The 21218-nt window shown below is 73.0% G+C and carries 17 protein-coding genes; 14 read left to right on the forward strand and 3 right to left on the reverse strand.

Going from position 1 to position 21218, the window contains the following annotated elements:
• Positions 1-6: 6 nt before the first annotated feature.
• The 5 genes from ACFW47_RS28650 (at position 7) to ACFW47_RS28670 (ending at position 5999) form a co-directional block, all read left to right on the forward strand.
• Complete coding sequence (locus ACFW47_RS28650; RefSeq protein WP_386285085.1) at positions 7-1299, forward strand: M50 family metallopeptidase; 1293 nt, start codon at positions 7-9, stop codon at positions 1297-1299.
• Positions 1300-1524: 225 nt separating this feature from the next.
• Complete coding sequence (gene ispG, locus ACFW47_RS28655) at positions 1525-2682, forward strand: flavodoxin-dependent (E)-4-hydroxy-3-methylbut-2-enyl-diphosphate synthase (protein WP_272587903.1); 1158 nt, start codon at positions 1525-1527, stop codon at positions 2680-2682.
• Between the two features lie 100 nt (positions 2683-2782).
• Positions 2783-3631: a GNAT family N-acetyltransferase gene (locus ACFW47_RS28660; RefSeq protein ID WP_361205738.1), complete on the forward strand. Its 849-nt coding sequence runs from the start codon at positions 2783-2785 to the stop codon at positions 3629-3631.
• A gap of 60 nt (positions 3632-3691) precedes the next feature.
• Complete coding sequence (locus tag ACFW47_RS28665) at positions 3692-4222, forward strand: GNAT family N-acetyltransferase (RefSeq protein WP_386285016.1); 531 nt, start codon at positions 3692-3694, stop codon at positions 4220-4222.
• Positions 4223-4295: 73 nt separating this feature from the next.
• On the forward strand, positions 4296-5999 hold the full coding sequence (locus tag ACFW47_RS28670) for a proline--tRNA ligase (protein WP_386307525.1): 1704 nt from the start codon (positions 4296-4298) through the stop codon (positions 5997-5999).
• A gap of 453 nt (positions 6000-6452) precedes the next feature.
• On the opposite strand, the gene ACFW47_RS28675 is transcribed toward ACFW47_RS28670, so the two are convergent.
• The 3 genes from ACFW47_RS28675 to ACFW47_RS28685 are packed head-to-tail and all read right to left on the reverse strand — an operon-like array spanning position 6453 to position 8391.
• The gene (locus ACFW47_RS28675) at positions 6453-7352 is read right to left on the reverse strand and encodes an aminoglycoside phosphotransferase family protein (protein WP_386307527.1); all 900 of its coding nucleotides are present in this window, start codon (positions 7350-7352) and stop codon (positions 6453-6455) included.
• Positions 7353-7408: 56 nt separating this feature from the next.
• Entirely contained in the window at positions 7409-7861 is a 453-nt protein-coding gene (locus tag ACFW47_RS28680; RefSeq protein WP_386307529.1) for a DUF4439 domain-containing protein, read from the reverse strand.
• Entirely contained in the window at positions 7858-8391 is a 534-nt protein-coding gene (locus ACFW47_RS28685) for a hypothetical protein (RefSeq protein ID WP_386285024.1), read from the reverse strand. The genes ACFW47_RS28680 and ACFW47_RS28685 overlap by 4 nt, the downstream gene beginning before the upstream one ends.
• 301 nt (positions 8392-8692) lie before the next feature.
• On the opposite strand from ACFW47_RS28685, the gene rimP reads away from it, so the two are divergent.
• From rimP to ACFW47_RS28730, 9 genes are all read left to right on the forward strand, one after another.
• Entirely contained in the window at positions 8693-9211 is a 519-nt protein-coding gene (rimP, locus tag ACFW47_RS28690; RefSeq protein WP_386285026.1) for a ribosome maturation factor RimP, read from the forward strand.
• Between the two features lie 2 nt (positions 9212-9213).
• Positions 9214-10224 carry a transcription termination factor NusA gene (nusA, locus tag ACFW47_RS28695; protein WP_217250897.1) on the forward strand — a complete coding sequence of 337 codons (1011 nt, stop codon included), beginning with the start codon at positions 9214-9216 and terminating at the stop codon, positions 10222-10224.
• Positions 10225-10358: 134 nt separating this feature from the next.
• Complete coding sequence (locus tag ACFW47_RS28700; protein WP_073731512.1) at positions 10359-10664, forward strand: YlxR family protein; 306 nt, start codon at positions 10359-10361, stop codon at positions 10662-10664.
• A 161-nt stretch (positions 10665-10825) separates the two neighbouring features.
• A complete protein-coding gene (infB, locus tag ACFW47_RS28705; RefSeq protein WP_386307530.1) occupies positions 10826-13894 on the forward strand; it encodes a translation initiation factor IF-2 in 3069 nt (1022 codons plus the stop codon).
• A 152-nt stretch (positions 13895-14046) separates the two neighbouring features.
• Positions 14047-14340, forward strand: a complete 294-nt coding sequence (locus ACFW47_RS28710) for a DUF503 domain-containing protein (RefSeq protein ID WP_217250894.1) — start codon at positions 14047-14049, stop codon at positions 14338-14340.
• Between the two features lie 39 nt (positions 14341-14379).
• Positions 14380-14850, forward strand: coding sequence for a 30S ribosome-binding factor RbfA (gene rbfA / locus ACFW47_RS28715; protein WP_386285032.1), 471 nt, complete (start codon positions 14380-14382; stop codon positions 14848-14850).
• The gene (gene truB / locus ACFW47_RS28720) at positions 14847-15752 is read left to right on the forward strand and encodes a tRNA pseudouridine(55) synthase TruB (RefSeq protein WP_386285034.1); all 906 of its coding nucleotides are present in this window, start codon (positions 14847-14849) and stop codon (positions 15750-15752) included. The genes rbfA and truB overlap by 4 nt, the downstream gene beginning before the upstream one ends.
• A 255-nt stretch (positions 15753-16007) precedes the next feature.
• The gene (locus tag ACFW47_RS28725) at positions 16008-19892 is read left to right on the forward strand and encodes a trypsin-like peptidase domain-containing protein (protein ID WP_386307532.1); all 3885 of its coding nucleotides are present in this window, start codon (positions 16008-16010) and stop codon (positions 19890-19892) included.
• A gap of 141 nt (positions 19893-20033) precedes the next feature.
• A complete protein-coding gene (locus ACFW47_RS28730) occupies positions 20034-20990 on the forward strand; it encodes a bifunctional riboflavin kinase/FAD synthetase (RefSeq protein ID WP_386307533.1) in 957 nt (318 codons plus the stop codon).
• Positions 20991-21218: the final 228 nt, after the last annotated feature.

Genomic DNA, 21218 nt, shown 5'->3' on the forward strand with positions numbered 1-21218 from the left:
ACCCTGATGTTCATCCTCGGCATAGTCGTCTTCGCGGTCGGCCTGCTGTTCTCCATCGCGTGGCACGAGCTGGGGCACCTCTCCACCGCCAAGATGTTCGGCATCCGCGTGCCGCAGTACATGGTCGGCTTCGGGCCGACGCTCTTCTCGCGGAAGAAGGGCGAGACCGAGTACGGCGTCAAAGCGATCCCGTTCGGCGGCTACATCCGCATGATCGGCATGTTCCCGCCCGGCGCCGACGGCCGCCTGGAGGCCCGCTCCACCTCGCCCTGGCGCGGCATGATCGAGGACGCCCGCTCGGCCGCCTTCGAGGAACTCCGGCCGGGTGACGAGAAGCGTCTGTTCTACACGCGCAAGCCGTGGAAGCGCGTCATCGTCATGTTCGCCGGGCCGTTCATGAACCTCATCCTCGCGGTCGTGCTCTTCCTCACCGTCCTGATGGGCTTCGGCATCTCCCAGCAGACCACCACCGTCGGATCGGTCTCCCAGTGCGTCATCTCGCAGAGCGAGAACCGCGACGACTGCACCAAGTCCGACCCGGCCTCCCCGGCCGCCGCGGCCGGCCTGCGCGCGGGCGACAAGATCGTCGCCTTCGACGGCGTACGGACCGACGACTGGGACCGTCTGTCCAACATGATCCGCGCCAACCCCGGCGAGAAGGTGCCGGTCGTGGTCGAGCGGGACGGCCGGGAGGTCACCCTCCAGGCGACCATCGCCACCAACCAGGTCGCCAAGAAGGACGCCAACGGCCAGATCGTCGAGGGCGAGTACGTCACCGCCGGCTTCCTCGGCTTCAGCGCCGCCACCGGCGTGGTGAAACAGGACTTCGGCCAGTCCGTGACCTGGATGGGCGACCGCGTCGGCGACGCCGTCGACTCCCTGGCCGCGCTGCCCTCGAAGATCCCCGCCCTGTGGGACGCGGCCTTCGGCGACGGGCCCCGCGAGGCCGACTCCCCGATGGGCGTCGTCGGCGCCGCCCGCGTCGGCGGCGAGATCGCCACCCTGGACATCCCGCCCACCCAGCAGCTGGCGATGTTCGTCATGCTGGTGGCCGGCTTCAACCTCTCCCTGTTCCTCTTCAACATGCTCCCGCTGCTGCCGCTCGACGGCGGCCACATCGCGGGCGCGCTGTGGGAGTCGCTGCGCCGGAACGCGGCCAAGGTGCTGCGCCGCCCGGACCCGGGACCGTTCGACGTGGCGAAGCTGATGCCGGTGGCCTACGTGGTCGCGGGCATCTTCGTCTGCTTCACGCTGCTCGTCCTGGTGGCGGACGTCGTCAATCCGGTCCGGATCAGCTGATGTCCGTACGAACCGGACTACACCTATGGTCCGACGAGAAGCCCGATCCGGAGAGCATGTCCCTCTGGACCGGGCTTCACTCCGGCCGTACGGCAGATGGACGCCAAAGGGTGCATCTCCCGTACGCCGTGTGCCGGACGTTCATGTCCGTGCCGTAATCTCGAATGCCGGAGCCCGCCGCTGACGGGACCGGACCTTGATCCACGACTTGGGGTTGCACAGCAGATGACTGCGATTTCTCTCGGCATGCCGGACGTTCCGACCAGGCTCGCGGAGCGCCGCAAGAGCCGGCAGATCCAGGTCGGGACCGTGGCGGTGGGCGGCGACGCCCCCGTGTCCGTGCAGTCCATGACCACCACCCGCACGTCCGACATCGGCGCCACCCTCCAGCAGATCGCCGAGCTGACGGCGTCCGGCTGCCAGATCGTGCGCGTGGCCTGCCCCACCCAGGACGACGCCGACGCCCTCCCGGTGATCGCGAAGAAGTCGCAGATCCCGGTGATCGCCGACATCCACTTCCAGCCCAAGTACGTGTTCGCCGCGATCGAGGCGGGCTGCGCGGCGGTCCGCGTGAACCCGGGCAACATCAAGAAGTTCGACGACCAGGTCAAGGAGATCGCCAAGGCGGCCAAGGACCACGGCACGCCGATCCGCATCGGTGTGAACGCCGGCTCCCTGGACCGCCGCCTGCTCCAGAAGTACGGCAAGGCCACCCCCGAGGCCCTCGCCGAGTCGGCCCTCTGGGAAGCCTCGCTCTTCGAGGAGCACGACTTCCGCGACATCAAGATCTCCGTCAAGCACAACGACCCGGTCGTCATGGTCGAGGCCTACCGCCAGCTCGCCGCCCAGTGCGACTACCCCCTCCACCTCGGCGTCACCGAGGCCGGACCCGCCTTCCAGGGCACCATCAAGTCGGCCGTCGCCTTCGGGGCGCTGCTCTCCCAGGGCATCGGCGACACCATCCGCGTCTCCCTCTCCGCCCCGCCGGTCGAGGAGATCAAGGTCGGCATCCAGATCCTGGAATCGCTGAACCTGCGCCAGCGCGGCCTGGAGATCGTCTCCTGCCCGTCCTGCGGCCGCGCCCAGGTCGACGTCTACAAGCTCGCCGAGGAGGTCACCGCAGGCCTGACCGGCATGGACGTCCCGCTGCGCGTCGCCGTCATGGGCTGCGTCGTCAACGGCCCCGGCGAGGCCCGCGAGGCCGACCTCGGCGTCGCCTCCGGCAACGGCAAGGGCCAGATCTTCGTCAAGGGCGAGGTCATCAAGACCGTCCCCGAGTCCAAGATCGTGGAGACCCTCATCGAGGAGGCCATGAAGATCGCCGAGCAGATGGAGGCCGACGGCGTGACCTCCGGCGAGCCCTCGGTCTCCGTCGCGGGCTGATCCACCTCCGCCTCTGCCGCGTCGCCCCGGGGGGCGGCGCGGCATATTCGCGGCAGGTACAGTGCGGAGACCAGCAGATCTCAGGGTGAGGCCCCCGCACGTGTTGACGCAGACCACCTCCCGCGTGCTCGAACCGAGCGACCTGGACGCCGCGCTCGCCGTCCTCGACCGCGAGCCGGTCGCCAACGCCTTCGTGACCGCCCGCGTGCAGATCGCCGGCCTCGACCCGTGGCGCCTCGGCGGCGAGATGTGGGGCTGGTACGAGCACGGCATGCTCACGTCCCTGTGCTACGCGGGCGCCAACCTCGTCCCCATCTGCGCCACCCCGCGCGCTGTGCGCGCCTTCGCCGACCGCGCCCGCCGGGCCGGCCGCCGCTGCTCCTCCATCGTCGGCCCCGCCGACACCACCGCCCAGCTCTGGCGACTCCTCGAACCGGGCTGGGGCCCCGCCCGCGAGGTCCGCACCCGCCAGCCCCTCATGGTCACCGACCACCTCCCCGCCGACATCGCCCCCGACCCCTACGTCCGCCGCGTCCGCAAGGACGAGATGGAGCGGATCATGCCGGCCTGCGTGGCGATGTTCACCGAAGAGGTCGGCATCTCCCCGCTGGCCGGAGACGGCGGCCTGCTCTACCAGGCCCGGGTCGCCGAACTGGTCGGCTCCGGCCGCTCCTTCGCCCGCTTCGACGCCGACGGCAAGGTCGTCTTCAAGGCCGAGATCGGCGCCGCCACCGACCGCGCCTGCCAGATCCAGGGCGTGTGGGTGGCCCCCGAGTACCGGGGCAGGGGCCTCGCGGCCCCCGGCATGGCGGCGGTCCTGCGCTACGCCCTCGCGGACGTCGCCCCGGTCGTGAGCCTCTACGTCAACGACTTCAACACGGCGGCCCGGCGCACGTACCAGCGGGTCGGCTTCCAGGAGGTGGGCGCCTTCATGAGCGTGCTCTTCTGACCCGCGCGAACGGCAACCCGCACCCCCTGCCCTGACCAGCGAAGCGCTAGGCTCCCGCACATGGACGTCGTGATCGGCCCACTGGACCTCTCCGCCCACGTCGACGAGGCCCTGGCCGTCCAGGCCGTCGCGTTCGGCCTCGGCCCCGACGAGGTCGCCGTCCGCCGCCAGATCGTCCTGCGCCACATGACCTACCCCGGTGCCCGGGCCCTCGGCGCCACCACCGGAGGCGACCTGGTGGGCTTCGTCTACGGCATGCCCAACGACCGCTCCCACTGGTGGTCCACCGTCGTCGAGCCCTACCTCCGCGCACAGGGCAACGACGCCTGGCTCGACGACTCCTTCGTCATCACCGAACTCCACGTCCACCCGGCCCACCAGAACCGCGGCCTGGGCCGCTCCCTGATCACCACGATCACCGACGCCGCCGCCCAGCCCCGGTCGATCCTCTCCGCGATCGACCGGGACAGCCCCGCCCGCGGCCTCTACCACTCCCTCGGCTACCAGGACCTCGCCCGTCAGGTCCAGTTCCCCAGCGCGCCCAAGCCGTACGCGGTGATGGGCGCGCCGCTGCCGCTCCGCAGGCGATAACCGATTTCCACCGCACCGGACCGCCCGGCTAACCTCCTAGCACCACCCTTACGCAGCAGGAGACACGAGAACCATGGCCAACGCACAGGTCCAGCGCATGTCGAAGTTGATGGCGAAGACGTTGCGCGACGACCCGGCGGACGCCGAGGTCCTCAGCCACAAGCTGCTGGTCCGCGCCGGCTACGTGCGCCGCACCGCCGCCGGCCTGTGGAGCTGGCTGCCGCTCGGCAAGAAGGTCCTCGGCAACATCGAGCGCATCGTCCGCGAGGAGATGGACGCCATCGGCGCCCAGGAGGTCCAGCTCCCCGCCCTGCTGCCGCGCGAACCCTACGAGGCCACCGGCCGCTGGGACGAGTACGGCCCCGAACTCTTCCGCCTCCAGGACCGCAAGGGCGGCGACTACCTCCTCGGGCCCACCCACGAGGAGATCTTCACCCTCCTGGTCAAGGACCAGGCGTCCTCCTACAAGGACCTGCCGGTCATCCTCTACCAGATCCAGAACAAGTACCGCGACGAGGCCCGCCCCCGGGCCGGCATCCTGCGCGGCCGCGAGTTCCTGATGAAGGACTCCTACTCCTTCGACGTCGCCGACGAGGGCCTCGCCGAGTCCTACGCCCTGCACCGCGCCGCCTACCAGCGCATCTTCGAGCGCCTGGGCCTCGACTACCGCATCTGCGCGGCGACGGCCGGCGCGATGGGCGGCTCCAAGTCCGAGGAGTTCCTGGCCCCCGCCGAGGCCGGCGAGGACACCTTCGCGGACTGCCCGAACTGCGACTTCGCCGCCAACACGGAGGCGATCACCTACGCGCTCAGCCCCGTCGACGCGACCGGGGCCCCCGCCGCCGAGGACATCCCCACCCCCGACACCCCCACCATCGAGACCCTGGCCGCCTCCCTCGGCGTCGAGGCCTCCGCCACGCTCAAGAACCTCCTCGTCAAGGTGGACGGCGAGATCGTCGCCGTGGGCGTCCCCGGCGACCGGGAGGTCGACATGGACAAGGTCGAGGCCCACTTCGCCCCGGCCGCCGTCGAACTGGTCACCGCCGAGGACTTCGTCGGCCGCCCCGACCTGGTCCGCGGCTACGTCGGCCCGCAGGGCCTGGGTGACAAGGTCAAGTACATCGCCGACCCCCGCGTCGCGCCCGGCACCGCGTGGATCACGGGCGCCAACAAGGAGCACACGCACGCCAAGAACGTGGTGGCGGGCCGCGACTTCGAGGTCGACGCGTACGTCGACGTCGTGGTCGTCCGTGAGGGCGACCCCTGCCCGAAGTGCGGCACCGGCCTCAAGCTGGACCGCGCCATCGAGATCGGCCACATCTTCCAGCTGGGCCGCAAGTACACCGACGCCCTCAAGCTCGACGTCCTCGGCCAGAACGGCAAGCCGGCCCGCGTCACCATGGGCTCCTACGGCATCGGCGTCTCCCGCGCGGTGGCCGCCCTCGCCGAGCAGCACGCCGACGAGAAGGGCCTCGTCTGGTCCAAGGAGGTCGCCCCGGCCGACGTCCACGTCGTCGCCGCCGGCAAGGCCCTGCAGACCGAGCTGGCCCTGGAGGTCTCCGACAAGCTGGCCGCCGCCGGCGTCCGCGTCCTGGTGGACGACCGCGCGGGCGTCTCCCCGGGCGTCAAGTTCACCGACGCCGAACTCATCGGCGTCCCGCAGATCCTGGTCGCCGGCCGCCGCTCGGCGGAAGGCGTGGTCGAACTGAAGGACCGCCGCACGGGCGAGCGCGAGGAAGTGACGGTCGAGGAGGCCATCGCCCGCCTCACCGCCTGACGGCGCTGGGTGGGCTCTGGGCCCGGCGTTCAGGGCTCACCCGGCGCGGGTGTGGCCGCAGGGGTGGGTGCGCAACCCGGCGCGACGGGGTGCCTCCCCCGGCTCGGGGCAGCTACGCGAGACGGGGCCCGCAGCCCGGCGGCGTGACGGCGCACCGCCCGCAGTCGCGCACGCTGGCGCGGCGCCCGCCCGGCGGCGGCGCAGCCCGCGTGGTCGGTTGGCCGCGTACGGCGGGAAGGGGACGTGTCGGGGGGTGTCCGCCCGCAGCGGTTGGCGCGTCCGCGTCGTTCAGCCCCGTAGCCGACCGATTCCGCGCCGTTCCGAGGACGGACCCCCCGGCGCGGCCCGGACCCACCACCGAACCAACCGCGCTACGCGCACCCCACCGAACCCGCACAGGCCGCCGCAGGCACCCCACCCACCCCGCCCCACCGCCGGAGGCGGCCGCAACCGTCACAACCAGCCGGCGAACTCCAACAGCAACTCCGCGTCCCGCTCCCGCCCCACGCGCCGGGCCCGTACCCCCGACTCCACCGCCCGGAAGAGCGTCCACCCCCGCAGCCGCTCCTGGTCCACCTCCAGCGACTCCGCGAGCCGCTTGATCCGGCGCCGGGTCGTCGAGGCCCCCGAGGGCTGCGCGACGAGGTCCTCCACCCGGTCCCGCACCAGCCGCGCCAGGTCGAACGCGCTCTCACCGACCACCGGGTCGGGCCCCACGGCCAGCCACGGCATCCGATCCCCGGCGAGCACCTTGCTCTGCCGGAACGTGCCGTGCAGCAACCGCTCATCAGGAGCGCCGTCCAGCAGCTCCCCGCGCACCGCGAGCGCCGCGTCGATGAGCGGCACCACCTCCGGGTCCGCCCCCGCCCGCATGGCCTCGGCCTGCCGCCCCGTCCGCTCCGCCACCGTCTCGAAGGGATGACCGACGGGCGGCTCCACCCACAGCCGACGCAGCGTCCCCGCCGCTTCCAGCAACGCCTTCGACTCCGGCAGCGACCGCACCGACACGTCCGGGTGCAACCGCTCCAGCAGCAGTACGCCCTCACCACCGCCGACGGACTCGTCGAGCAACTGCACGGCACCCAGCCCGCCCCAGTGGGCGAGCGCGGCCCGCTCACTCTCCGGGCGCGCCCGGAGCGGGGCCAGCTTCAGCACGGCGGGCGTCCCGTCGGCCCGCCGCACCAGGACGACCAGGCTGCTGCGCCCGCCGGGCACCTGCACCCGCTCCACGGCCAGGTCGCGCGACTCCACGGCCCGCTCAGCCGCCCCGGGCAGCTTCTCCAACCAGTCGTCACCGTCCGGTGCCGTCTCACCGAGCGCCCTGACCAGACGCCGCGGCGGTTCGAAAGCCATGCGCGAGCCGTTCCCTTCCCGTACGGGCAGCCGTACGTGTTACGCAGCCGTACGTGTTACGCAGTCGGTGTCGCCGAACCGGCCCGTTCGGCGAGCCCAGGGAAGGCTACGCTCCCGCCCCGCCACCGCACCGCACGGACGGCCGCCTCCCGCAGCGCCCCGGCCGCCGCCGCCCGCCGGTCACCGCCGACGGCCCGCACCAGGTCGGAGTAGACACCGGCCACCCGGTCCTCCAGCTCGGCCGCCAGCCGCACCGCCGACGCCGCGTCCGGCACCTCGAAGGGCAGCGCGTACCCGGCCGCCGCCGAGACCGGCTGCGCACCGAGATCCCGCACCTCGCGCGCCAGCGAGTCCCGCCGCGCCCGGTGCGCGTCGTACGCCGTCCGTGCCTCGGCGCGCCGTTCTTCGCCGACCCGCCCACCGACGACCCCGTAGCCGTACACGGCCGCGTGCTCCGCCGCCAGCGCCGCCTGGAGGGCGTCCAGCTCCCGGTCCTCAGCCTTGCTCACCCGTCACCCTCCGTCAGCAGATACACGTGCGCCGCCCCGGCCGCCGCCACCGAGGCCAGCAGCCGCGCCAGCTCGCCCGGCACTCCCGCCAGCGCTCCGGTCCGCCGGTCGGTCAGTTCGCGCTCGGCGGCCACGAGCAGGGCCAGGGCGTCCTTCTCGCCGGCGGGCACGGCAACGGAGCCGTCCTCCGGCCCGGCGGCCCGCGCGGAGACCGACGGCGACGCCTCGGGAGAGGCCGCCCGCACCGCACCGAACGCCTCCGCGTGCCGTACGACTTCCTCCCGCAGCGGCCGCAGCCGCTCCGCCAGACCAGGATGAGCGGTGATCACCGCCGCGTACCGCCCGGCCAGCGCCTCGCTGTCCCGAGCCGCACGCGCGCGGGCCCGCTCGGCAGCGGACGGGTCGTCGCCCGGCCCACCGGAGTCCGAGCCGCCGGAACAGCCGACGAGCAGGGCGGCCCCGGCGGCCGAGGCGAGCAGGCTCCTTCTGCGCGGCCCCGAGGGCAGGCGCGGCGATGCGGGAAGCGACACGGCAGACGTCCTCGACGGGCTCGTACGGAAGCGGAGACAGACGGCGGAGACAGACGGCGGAGACGACCAACAGCAGAGACGGCCAACAGCGGAGCGAAGCGCGGCGCGAACGGGACCCGCGCCGAACGGAACCCGGGACCGCGGCCGCCTGCCCGTGATCACGGTACCCGGGCCCAGGCTGGGCACCACCCATCGGCACCGCCGAGCCGGGGTGGACGGCAACACCCCTCGCGACCGGATACCCTTTGACCAGACACGCGCACCGTCCCACAACAGCACACGCGGCCGAGGAGTCACCCGGATGAGCACCACCCAGAGCGAGAGGCTGCGAGAGCTGCTAGAGCCGCTCGTCGCCTCCCAGGGACTGGACCTCGAGGAGATCGCGGTGGACTCGGTCGGCCGCAGGCGTGTGCTGCGCGTGGTCGTCGACTCCGACACCGGTGCCGACCTGGACCGGATCGCCGATGTGAGCCGCGCGCTCTCGGCGAAGCTCGACGAGACCGACGCGATGGGCGACGCGGAGTACACCCTCGAGGTCGGCACCCCGGGCGCCGAGCGCTCCCTCACCGAGCGCCGCCACTACGTGCGCGCCACCGACCGCCTGGTCCGTTTCCAGCTCCACGAGGGCGGCGAACTGGTCGCCCGCATCCTCGCCGTGGACGAGGCCGGACTCGACCTCGAAGTACCGGGCGTCAAGGGCCGCAAGGCCACCACCCGCAGACTTCCCTTCGGTGACATCGACAAGGCACGAGTCCAGGTCGAGTTCAACCGCAAGGACACCAAGAACACCGACGACGACACGAAAGAGGAGGAGGCGTAGCCGTGGACATCGACATGAGCGCCCTGCGGGGTTTGGTCCGGGAGAAGGAGATCTCCTTCGACCTGCTGGTCGAGGCGATCGAGTCGGCCCTCCTCATTGCCTACCACCGCACCGAGGGAAGCCGCCGGCACGCGCGCGTGGAGCTCAGCCGGGACACCGGACACGTGACCGTGTGGGCGAAGGAGGACGCCGACGACCTCGAGGAGGGCCAGGCGCCCCGCGAGTTCGACGACACCCCGTCCGACTTCGGCCGCATCGCCGCCACCACCGCGAAGCAGGTCATCCTGCAGAGGCTGCGCGACGCCGAGGACGACGCGACGCTCGGTGAGTACGCCGGCCGCGAGGGCGACATCGTCACCGGCGTGGTGCAGCAGGGCCGCGACCCGAAGAACGTGCTGGTCGACATCGGCAAGCTGGAGGCCATCCTTCCGGTGCAGGAGCAGGTGCCCGGCGAGACCTACCCGCACGGCACGCGCCTGCGCTCGTACGTCGTCCGGGTGGCCAAGGGCGTACGCGGCCCCTCCGTGACGCTCTCCCGCACACACCCCAACCTGGTGAAGAAGCTCTTCGCCCTGGAGGTCCCGGAGATCGCCGACGGGTCGGTCGAGATCTCCGCGATCGCCCGCGAGGCCGGCCACCGCACCAAGATCGCCGTGCGCTCCACCCGCTCGGGCCTGAACGCCAAGGGCGCCTGCATCGGCCCCATGGGCGGCCGGGTGCGCAACGTCATGGGCGAGCTGAACGGTGAGAAGATCGACATCGTCGACTGGTCGGACGACCCGGCCGAGATGGTGGCGAACGCGCTCTCCCCGGCCCGCGTCTCCAAGGTGGAGGTCGTTGACCTGGCGGCCCGCTCCGCCCGGGTGATCGTGCCGGACTACCAGCTGTCGCTGGCCATCGGCAAGGAGGGCCAGAACGCCCGCCTCGCGGCCCGGCTGACCGGCTGGCGGATCGACATCAGGCCCGACACCGAGCAGCCCTCCGACCAGTCGTCCGGCGGGCACGGGGAGTAGGCCCGGGACGTCCGGCGGGTACGGGGGAATAGATCCAAGCCGCACGGCGCTGAGATCACGACAGTCTTGAGTGCGGCACGCGTTCGATTCTTGCCCCAAAGGGGTGAGGTCGGTCCGGGGAGGTAGACTTAGGAGTGTCTGGCCGGACACGTACCCGAGCATGCCCCGAGCGCACCTGCGTGGGGTGCCGGGAGCGAGCGGTCAAGAGCGAGCTGCTGCGCACCGTGGCGGTCGAGGGTGAATGCGCCCCCGATCCACGCGGTACGCTGCCCGGCCGGGGTGCGTACGTGCACCCCGTACCGGTCTGTGTCGACCAGGCAGTGCGCCGCAAGGCGTTCCCGCGGGCGCTCCGCGTCCCGGGACCGCTCGACGTAAAGGCGTTGCGCCACTACGTCGAGCAGGCACAAGGTTGCAGCACGGCCGCTGAAAGCGGCACGTGAGCAACGTGGTAAGGAAGACATGCCGCGCGGAACCCCGTGCGGTCTGGTACCTCGCGAGTCGAAAGCAGGTCGAGATTGCGATGAGCACTCGATGAGTACGCGATGAGTACGCCCATGAACTAGCGACGGTCCGGACGCAACCCGGACCTCAGAGGAGCGAAGTGGCTAAGGTCCGGGTCTACGAACTCGCCAAGGAGTTCGGTGTCGAGAGCAAGGTCGTCATGGCCAAGCTCCAGGAACTCGGTGAATTCGTCCGTTCGGCGTCTTCGACGATCGAGGCGCCCGTAGTACGCAAGCTGACAGACGCCTTCCAGCAGGGTGGCGGAAACGGCCGGTCCGGCCGTCCCGCGGCCCCGAAGAAGGCTGCCCCCAGGCCGTCGGCGCCGTCCCCGGCGCAGGCGGCCCGCCCGGCTGCACCCCGTCCGGGCCCCGCGGCCCCGGCGGCTCCGGCGGCTCCCAAGCCCCCGGCCGCCCAGCAGCCCGCGGCCCCGTCGGCACCCGCGCCGGCGCCGTCCCAGGGTCCGCGCCCGACGCCGGGCCCCAAGCCCGCGCCGCGTCCGGCCCCGGCCGCACCGGAGTTCACCGCTCCGCCGGCGGCCCCGGCCGCTTCGTCCCAGGCTCCGGCCGGTCCGAAGCCCGGTGGCGCGCGTCCCGGCGCCCCGAAGCCCGGCGGCGCCCGACCGTCCGGTCCGGGTCAGGACCGCGGTCAGCAGGGCGGCCAGGGCCGTCCCGGTGGCCAGCGTCCCGGCGCCCCGGGCCAGCGCCCCGGCGGCCGTCCCGGCGGTCCGCGTCCGGGCAACAACCCCTTCACCTCCGGCGGCAACGCCGGCATGGCGCGCCCGCAGGCGCCCCGTCCGCAGGGCGGGCCGCGTCCGGGTGGACCCGGTGCTCCCGGCGGCGGCCCGCGTCCGCAGGCTCCCGGAGGCCAGGGCGGCGGCCCCCGTCCCCAGGCTCCGGGCGGCAACCGCCCGACCCCGGGCTCGATGCCGCGTCCGCAGGGCGGCGGCCAGGGCGGTCCCCGTCCCGGCGGCCCCCGTCCGAACCCCGGCATGATGCCGCAGCGTCCGGCTGCCGGACCGCGTCCCGGCCCCGGTGGCGGCGGTCGCGGTCCCGGCGGTGCCGGTCGTCCCGGCGGCGGTCGTCCCGGCGGCGGCGGCGGCTTCGCCGGCCGTCCCGGCGGTGGCGGCGGTCGTCCCGGTGGCGGCGGCGGCTTCGCCGGCCGTCCCGGTGGCGGCGGCTTCGGCGGCGGCGGTGGCCGTCCCGGCTTCGGCGGCCGTCCCGGCGGTCCCGGTGGCCGTGGTGGCACGCAGGGCGCCTTCGGCCGTCCCGGCGGTCCCGCGCGTCGCGGTCGCAAGTCGAAGCGGCAGAGGCGCCAGGAGTACGAGGCCATGCAGGCCCCGTCGGTCGGCGGCGTGATGCTGCCTCGCGGCAACGGCGAGACCATTCGCCTGTCGCGCGGTGCGTCGCTCACCGACTTCGCGGAGAAGATCAACGCCAACCCGGCGTCGCTCGTCGCGGTCATGATGAACCTCGGCGAGATGGTCACCGCGACCCAGTCCGTCTCCGACGAGACGCTCCAGCTCCTCGCCGACGAGATGAACTACACGGTTCAGATCGTCAGCCCGGAGGAGGAGGACCGCGAGCTGCTCGAGTCCTTCGATCTGGAGTTCGGCGAGGACGAGGGCTCCGAGGAGGACCTGGTCGTCCGTCCGCCGGCCGTGACCGTCATGGGTCACGTCGACCACGGAAAGACCCGGCTGCTCGACGCCATCCGCAAGACGAACGTCATCGCGGGCGAGGCCGGCGGCATCACCCAGCACATCGGTGCCTACCAGGTCGCGACCGAGGTCAACGGTGAAGAGCGCAAGATCACCTTCATCGACACCCCGGGTCACGAGGCGTTCACCGCCATGCGTGCCCGCGGTGCCAAGTCGACCGACATCGCGATCCTGGTCGTCGCGGCCAACGACGGCGTCATGCCGCAGACGGTCGAGGCGCTGAACCACGCCAAGGCGGCCGAGGTCCCGATCGTCGTCGCGGTCAACAAGATCGACGTCGAGGGCGCCGACCCGACCAAGGTGCGCGGTCAGCTGACCGAGTACGGCCTGGTGGCCGAGGAGTACGGCGGCGACACCATGTTCGTCGACATCTCCGCCAAGCAGGGTCTGAACATCGACTCCCTGCTGGAGGCCGTGGTCCTCACCGCGGACGCCTCGCTCGACCTGCGGGCCAACCCGAACCAGGACGCGCAGGGCATCTCGATCGAGTCCCGTCTCGACCGCGGCCGCGGTGCCGTGGCGACGGTCCTCGTGCAGCGAGGCACCCTGCGGGTCGGCGACACGATGGTGGTGGGCGACGCCTACGGCCGCGTCCGCGCCATGCTCGACGACAACGGCAACAACGTCGCCGAGGCCGGTCCGTCGACGCCGGTCCAGGTCCTGGGCCTGACCAACGTCCCGGGCGCCGGTGACAACTTCATCGTGGTCGAGGAGGACCGTACGGCCCGCCAGATCGCGGAGAAGCGCGCCGCCCGCGAGCGCAACGCCGCGTTCGCCAAGCGCACGCGCCGCGTGTCGCTGGAGGACCTGGACAAGGTGCTGAAGGCCGGCGAGGTCCAGCAGCTGAACCTGATCATCAAGGGTGACGCTTCCGGTTCGGTCGAGGCCCTCGAGTCCTCGCTGCTCCAGCTGGACGTCGGCGAAGAGGTCGACATCCGCGTCCTGCACCGCGGCGTCGGTGCGGTCACGGAGTCCGACATCGACCTGGCGATGGGTTCCGACGCCATCGTGATCGGCTTCAACGTGCGCGCCGCCGGGCGGGCACAGCAGATGGCCGAGCGCGAGGGTGTGGACGTCCGGTACTACTCGGTCATCTACCAGGCGATCGAGGAGATCGAGGCGGCCCTCAAGGGCATGCTCAAGCCGGAGTACGAAGAGGTCGAGCTCGGTACGGCGGAGATCCGCGAGGTCTTCCGCTCGTCCAAGCTGGGCAACATCGCGGGTGTCCTCATCCGCTCCGGCGAGGTCAAGCGCAACACCAAGGCGCGCCTCCTGCGCGATGGCAAGGTCATCGCGGAGAACCTCAACATCGAGGGTCTGCGTCGCTTCAAGGACGACGTCACCGAGATCCGCGAAGGCTTCGAGGGCGGTATCAACCTCGGAAACTTCAACGACATCAAGGTCGACGACGTCATCGCGACGTACGAGATGCGCGAGAAGCCGCGGGTGTAAGACCCCCGACTTCGAAGACGGTGCGGTCCGGGGCCGGTCGGCGGAGAGCAATATCCGTCGATCGGCCCCGGCCGTTCGTTGTACGGTTCTGATGTCCCCGCCCGTGGATGGCGGGGCCATCGATCCCGGACCGGCGGGTGAACCGGTTGCACATGTATGTGGGGACGCTGTCCTTCGACCTTCTCCTCGGCGACGTACATTCGCTGAAGGAGAAACGCTCCGTCGTCCGCCCGATCGTCGCCGAACTCCAGCGGAAGTACGCGGTGAGCGCGGCGGAGGTGGATCACATGAACCTCCATCGCCGGGCCGTCATCGGCCTGGCCATGGTGTCCGGTGACGCCGGGCACCTGGGAGACGTACTCGACCGGTGCGAACGGCTGGTGGCCGGCCGGCCCGAGGTGGAACTGCTGTCCGTCAGACGGCGCTTCCACGGCGAAGACGACTGACCCACGAAACACAGAGAAGAAAGAACGGGAGACGGACCAGTGGCCGACAACGCGCGGGCGAAAAGGCTGGCGGACCTCATCCGAGAGGTGGTGGCCCAGAAGCTGCAGCGCGGGATCAAGGACCCGCGGCTCGGCTCGCACGTCACCATCACGGACACCCGGGTCACGGGTGACCTGCGGGAGGCGACCGTCTTCTACACGGTGTACGGGGACGACGAGGAGCGGGCGGCCGCCGCCGCGGGCCTGGAGAGCGCCAAGGGCATCCTGCGCTCCGAGGTCGGCAAGGCGGCGGGCGTGAAGTTCACGCCGACCCTGGCCTTCGTCATGGACGCCCTCCCGGACACCGCCCGGAACATCGAGGACCTCCTCGACAAGGCACGTCAGTCCGACGCCAAGGTGCGCGAAGCCTCCGCGGGCGCCGCGTACGCCGGCGGAGCGGACCCGTACCGCAAGCCGGACGAGTCCGAGGACGAGGCCGCGGCCGACGAGACGGACGACACCGCTAAATGACCGAGAAGCACACCACGCCCGACGGCCTCGTCATCGTCGACAAGCCGTCGGGCTTCACTTCGCACGACGTCGTCGCCAAGATGCGGGGCATCGCCCGCACCCGGCGTGTCGGGCACGCCGGCACGCTCGACCCGATGGCGACGGGTGTCCTGGTCCTCGGTGTGGAGCGCGCGACGAAGCTCCTCGGGCACCTCGCCCTCACCGAGAAGGAGTACCTGGGCACCATCAGGCTCGGGCAGACGACGCTCACCGACGACGCCGAGGGCGAGATCACGGGGTCGCTGGACGCCTCGAAGGTCACCCGGGACGCCGTCGACGCCGCCGTAGCCAAGCTGACCGGTGACATCATGCAGGTGCCGTCCAAGGTCAGCGCCATCAAGATCAAGGGCGTGCGCTCCTACAAGAGGGCACGCGACGGCGAGGACTTCGAGATCCCCGCCCGCCCCGTCACCGTCTCCTCCTTCGCGGTGTACGACGTCCGGGACGCCGTCGCCGAGGACGGCACCCCGGTGCTGGACCTGGTGGTCTCGGTGGTCTGCTCCTCCGGCACCTACATCCGGGCCCTGGCCCGGGACCTCGGCGCCGACCTCGGCGTCGGCGGCCACCTCACCGCGCTGCGCCGCACCCGCGTCGGCCCCTACAAGCTGGACACGGCGAAGACGCTGGACCAGCTCCAGGAGGAGCTGACCGTCATGCCGGTCGCGGACGCGGCCCGCGCCGCCTTCCCGCAGTGGAAGGTGGACACCAGGCGTGCCCGGCTCCTCCTCAACGGCGTGCGGCTGGAGATGCCCGACGAGTACGCGGGCGCCGGTGCCGTCGCCGTCTTCGACCAGGAGGGCCGCTTCCTCGCGCTCGTGGAGGAACAGAAGGGCAAGGCCAAGAGCCTGGCCGTCTTCGGCTGAACGGGCCCGCCGACGGGCCCCGTCCGTGGAGCGGCGACCACGGGGACTTCCACCGCCGCCGCTCCACGGCCCCCCTCGGTTCCCCCACCCCCTAGGGTGTATCCAACCCGCCCCGTCTGTTCACCCGTCCGGGCAGGCGCTCGGAGTGAATCGGGGGAGTGGAAGGGGGCGCGTTGGTGACGCGCCCTGTCCCGCTGATCATCACGCGCCTACCGTCGAACACACAGCACGGGTGTACGGCGGGGAGGTGCGGCGATGGCGTCGCGTATCCGGTCCCGGGAGGCGGGGAGCGGCAGGGTGGTACGGCGGTCGGGGCACGACGTCCGGGACCCGCACGCCGGGTCGCAGGTCCAGGACCCAGGCCCTGCGGCACACGGACCGGACGAGGCCCTGGTCCGCGTCCACGATCTCGCCGGCCGTCCCCGCGGCACCGGGTTCGCCGCCGACCGCCACGGCACGGTGATCACCAGCCACGAGGCCGTCGACGGCCTGCCCCGGCTCGTGCTGAGCACCGCCGGAGGCCGCCGCCGCGTCGTGGCCGCCGCCGACGTGACCCCGCTGCCCGCGCTCGGCCTGGCCCTCGTACGCGCCGAGGGCCTCGGCGTGCCCCCGCTGCCCGTCGGCACGCGGGGCAGGACCGAGGCCGGGACGTACGTCCGGATCGCCGCCGGCGGCTGGCGCGAGGCCCGGGTGCTGGGCACCACCGACGTCCACTACGCGGCCACCGACCGCTTCCACGTCCTCGCCGACGCGCTGGAGCTCGCGGTCGGCACCTCGGGGCGGGACGCGCTGCGGCTGGGGGGCGGCGCGGCCGGGGGACCGGTCCTCGACCTCACCACCGGCGCGGTCCTCGGGGTCCTCGGCACCGCCCTGAGCTCCGGCCACAGCGACGTCGGCTTCGCCGTCCCGCTGCCGCACGCCCCCGGCCCCCTCGCCGACCTGCTCGCCGAGAACGCGGCGACGGTCCCGGCCTACGGTGCCGATCTCAACCTGGCCGGGGTACTCGCCCTCACGGCGACCCAGGTGGGGCAGGACGGCCCGCCGGGGAGGCCTGCGCAGGGAGAGGTGGCGGATGACCCGGACGCCGGGGGCGCCGGCCGGGTGGAGCCGGTCGAACGCGACGACGTGGCACGGGAGTTCGCCGCCTTCACCGAACCCCGCGCCCAGGCCCGTGTCCTCGGACTCGTCGGGGCCCCCGGCAGCGGCCGTACGACCGAATTGGCGGCCCTCGCCGCCCGTCGCTCCCGGGGCACGGAGCCGGCGCCCACCCTGTGGCTGCGCGGCGCCGACCTGCACGAGGACGACATGTCGGTGGCGGACGCGGCACGCAGGGCGCTGGGCCGAGCCGCCCGCATCGTGGCCGCCGCAGACCGCTCCCGCCCCGCCGGCCTGGGCGACATCACCCCGGAACGCCTGGCCCACCTCGCGCACACCGCCGGACGCCCCCTCCTTCTCCTCCTCGACGGCCCCGAGGAAATGCCGCCCGTCCTGGCCCACCGCCTTCCCGAGTGGACCGAGGGCACGGCGGCATGGCTGACGGAGACGCAGGCCCGGCTCGTGGTGGCCTGCCGGGCGGAGTACTGGGAGCGGGCGGGGGCGGAGTACCCGCGGGAACTGCTGCACGTGGAACGCGCGTGCACGTCGTCCGGGCCGGTGCTCGGCGACAGCTGTTCCTGGCCGACCGCGGCATCGAGTACACGCACCGAGCCGGACGGCGACCGCACGGCGTGGCGGGTGCCCACCGAGGGGCCGTTGCCCGGGACGGAACCTGCCGGGCCGTCGTACGGGCCGGGGCTCACCGGACTTCCGTACGGGGCGGAGCCCACCGAGCTTCCGTCCGGCACGGGACCAGGCGGGCTTTCGACCGGTTCGGGGCCCGCAGGGCCTCCGCCCGGTCCAGGGCCGACCGCGATGCCGTCCGGGGCGGGTCCCGCCGGGCTCCCGCCCGGCACCGCCTCCGAGGCGCCCCCAGCCGCGCCGGCCGGTGCGGCGGCGCCGCCCTGCGTCCCCCTCGGTGACCTCTCGGACGAGGAGGCCCGTGAAGCGCGCGCACGCTACCGCGTACCGGAAGGCGCCCTCGACGGCCCGGACGCCCGGCACCCCCTCACCCTGCGCCTGCTCGCGGAGGTCCACGCGGCCCTGCCCGGAGCGCCTCCCCCCGTCCGCGTCGACCGGGACGCGGTCTTCACGGCCTACCTGGACCTGGTCTGCCTGCGCGTCGCGACCCGGCTGGCCCGGGAGAACGCCCTGCACGGCACCGGCGTACGCCGCCGCCTCGCGGCGAAGGTCTCCGGACAGGTGCACGAGGCGGCCCGGCGCAGTCTCGGCCCCGGACAAGGTGAGCTCGACCGGGAGGCGTTCGAGGCGCTGTTCCCGTCGGGACCGGCCCCGGCGCGGCTCGGCGGCGGCACCGGCTGGGCGTCGGCCGTGCTCGCCGAAGGTCTCTTCGTCCCCGCCGGCAACGGCTACCGCTTCGCCCACGAGGAACTGGCCGACTGGCTCCAAGGCACCCACCTCGACCTGGACGAGGCCCTGCGCGCCCTCGTCCACCGCGGCGCCACCCCGCAGCACACGCAGGCCCTCCCCGTGCCGCACCACCGCATCGGCCCCGTCGTCGAAGCCGTTCTGCTCCTCGCCCGCCAGCACGGCATCCCCCAACTCGCCCTCACCCTCGAAGAGCTGGTGGGCGCCCTCGACGAGGACCCGCACTCCTGGTGGGCCGCCCGGCTGCTCACCGAGGTGCTGACCCGCGTACCCGACGCCACGCCGTACACGGACGTGCTGCGGCTGCTCGCCGACGGCATCGCGGAACGGAGCGGCGAAGGAGCCCCGGGGCATGGAGAGTTCGGACCGGCATTCTGGACCGCGCTGCGACTGCCGGAGGCCACCCGGCTGGACCTGCTCCGCCGCCTCGTCCTCGCCGACGGCCCCCCGCGCGAACCCGGTGCCCGCCACCTCGACACGGCCGCCAGGCTGCTCGCCGCCGACCCCACGACCGTACAACCGCTCCTGGTCCGCTGGTTCGACGACGAACGGCCGCTGCCCGCGACCCCGCACGCCACCGTCGCCACGGCCGCGCAGGCGCTGCTGCACACGCACCGTCACCGCGGCCTGGACACCCTCACCGAGGCGCTCGCGGACAGCTCGCACCGGCGGGCCGACGAACTGCTCGCCGTACTGTCCGAGGAGGAGCCCTCCGCCCTCTGCCGGGCCGTGGAACGCTGGGCGCGCGACGAGCGGCCCGAACGGCGGGCGCAGTCCGTCACGCACGGCCTGCGCACCGCACCGCACACCCGCACCGGCGCCGACCGCACCCTGCTCCGCCACGCGGCTCTGCTCCTGCTCGCCGGTCCCGCCGACGAACGGCTGCACGGCGGCGCCCTGGCCCTGCTCGTCATGGACCCGGGCAGCCGGGACCGCCACCTCCCGCGAGCCCTCGGCCGTTTCGCGGCGGGCGACCCGTACCTGCCGCCGAGCTCGGTGGCCGTCGCCCTGCCGACCCACCCCGAGCCCGTCCTCGACGCCTTCCGGGCCAGGCTGCGCGGACCCGACGCCGGGGAGGCGCTGCGCAGGCTCGCCGACGCCACCACACCCGCGCTGGCCCACCGGGTGGCCGTACTCGTCGGGGAGGCCGTCGCGGAGCGCCCCGAGACCGCCGGGCACGTGGCCGCCTACGTCGACCGGCGCCTGGACCACGACCCGTCGGCCCGCGCCGTGCTCCACCCCCTGGTCACCGGCCTGCTCGACGCCGGACCCGAGCCGGTGCGGGCCGCACTCGCCGGGGTCCTCGCCGCCGACGGCACCTCGGCTCGCGGCCTGCTCCGCCACGAGCTGCGCGAACACCTGCTGGCCCACGAGCAGGACCCCGCCGTGCTCGACGCGCTGCTGCGCGCGGCCGCCCGGTGCGGCGGCGACGGCCAGCGCGCCCTGGTCCACCGCACCGGCCGGCTCCTCGTGCGCACCCCGGACGGCGCCACCCGCTTCGACCAGGGCCTGGTCGACCTGGCCCGCCACCTGCCGGGCTTCGCCGGCCGCCTGACCGACTGGCTGGCCGACGCGCCCCAGGACTGGGCCGCCCTGGTGGGCCCCAGCGCCCGCCGCACCATCGAGGGCCTGGCGGGTGAGCGGGTCCCGGCATGACGCGGGAGCCCCGCGGGGCCGGCCGGCGTGCACCCGGTCACAGCGCCCATGCCGATGCGGGCGCGAGACGGGCGGCATGGCACTCTTAGAGCTGCGTAACAGGCATCGACTCCGACGAGTTTGCGACAAGGAGCAGACACAGTGCAGCGCTGGCGTGGCTTGGAGGACATCCCCGAGGACTGGGGACGCAGCGTCGTCACCATCGGCTCCTACGACGGTGTCCACCGAGGGCACCAGCTGATCATCAAGCACGCCGTCGACCGCGCCCGCGAGCTGGGCGTCCCCGCAGTCGTCGTCACCTTCGACCCCCACCCCAGCGAGGTCGTCCGCCCCGGCAGCCACCCGCCCCTGCTCGCCCCGCACCACCGCCGCGCCGAACTGGTGGCGGACCTGGGCGTGGACGCCGTGCTGATCCTCCCCTTCACCACCGAGTTCTCGAAGCTGTCCGCCGCCGACTTCGTGGTCAAGGTCCTGGTCGACAGGCTGCGCGCCAAGGCGGTCGTGGAGGGCCCCAACTTCCGCTTCGGCCACAAGGCCGCCGGGAACGTCGACTTCCTCACCGAGCAGGGCAAGGTCTACGACTTCGAGGTCGAGGTCGTCGACCTGTACGTGACGGGTGAGGCGGGCGGCGGCCAGCCGTTCTCCTCCACCCTGACCCGCCGCCTGGTCGCCGAGGGCGACGTCGGGGGTGCCGCGGAGATCCTGGGCCGGCCGCACCGCGTCGAGGGCGTCGTCGTCCGGGGCGCCCAGCGCGGCCGTGAGCTGGGCTTCCCCACGGCCAACGTCGAGACCCTCCCGCACACCGCCATCCCGGCCGACGGCGTCTACGCCGGCTGGCTGAACGCCCAGGGCGAGGTGATGCCGGCCGCGATCTCCGTCGGCACCAACCCGCAGTTCGAGGGCACCGAGCGCACGGTGGAGGCGTACGCGATCGACCGAGTGGGCCTCGACCTGTACGGGCTGCACGTCGCCGTCGACTTCCTGGCCTTCGTACGGGGGCAGGCGAAGTTCGACACGCTGGACGCGCTGCTGGACCAGATGGGCGAGGACGTCGAGAAGTGCCGCGAGATCATCGCGGCACACGCCGACCGCCACTGACGACCACGCCGGTGGCCCCCTCCGTCCGACGGGGCCACCGGCCTGCTTCCGCGCAGCCGTGCCCGGGACGGGCCGTAGCGCAGCGGCGCACACACCTCGCGGCGCCCGCTCCACGCCGCTCGGCGTGACCGACCGACCGGACGCCCTGACACGGCAGGCACCCGGCGTCCACCACGCAAACCAACCGGGACCGGCCCACCGCGACCGCGCGTTAATGCCCGTCACCGG

This window comes from Streptomyces sp. NPDC058796 (assembly GCF_042745235.1).
Taxonomy (GTDB): Bacteria; Actinomycetota; Actinomycetes; order Streptomycetales; family Streptomycetaceae; genus Streptomyces.

What these genes read in the sequence shown, in the direction of transcription:
- ACFW47_RS28650 (WP_386285085.1), top strand. Translation starts at nt 7, where the DNA reads ATGTTCATCCTCGGCATAGTCGTCTTCGCGGTCGGCCTGCTGTTCTCC.
- ispG (WP_272587903.1), top strand. Translation starts at nt 1,525, where the DNA reads ATGACTGCGATTTCTCTCGGCATGCCGGACGTTCCGACCAGGCTCGCG.
- ACFW47_RS28665 (WP_386285016.1), top strand. Translation starts at nt 3,692, where the DNA reads ATGGACGTCGTGATCGGCCCACTGGACCTCTCCGCCCACGTCGACGAG.
- ACFW47_RS28670 (WP_386307525.1), top strand. Translation starts at nt 4,296, where the DNA reads ATGGCCAACGCACAGGTCCAGCGCATGTCGAAGTTGATGGCGAAGACG.
- ACFW47_RS28675 (WP_386307527.1), bottom strand. Translation starts at nt 7,352, where the DNA reads ATGGCTTTCGAACCGCCGCGGCGTCTGGTCAGGGCGCTCGGTGAGACG.
- rimP (WP_386285026.1), top strand. Translation starts at nt 8,693, where the DNA reads ATGAGCACCACCCAGAGCGAGAGGCTGCGAGAGCTGCTAGAGCCGCTC.
- ACFW47_RS28710 (WP_217250894.1), top strand. Translation starts at nt 14,047, where the DNA reads ATGTATGTGGGGACGCTGTCCTTCGACCTTCTCCTCGGCGACGTACAT.
- truB (WP_386285034.1), top strand. Translation starts at nt 14,847, where the DNA reads ATGACCGAGAAGCACACCACGCCCGACGGCCTCGTCATCGTCGACAAG.
- ACFW47_RS28725 (WP_386307532.1), top strand. Translation starts at nt 16,008, where the DNA reads ATGGCGTCGCGTATCCGGTCCCGGGAGGCGGGGAGCGGCAGGGTGGTA.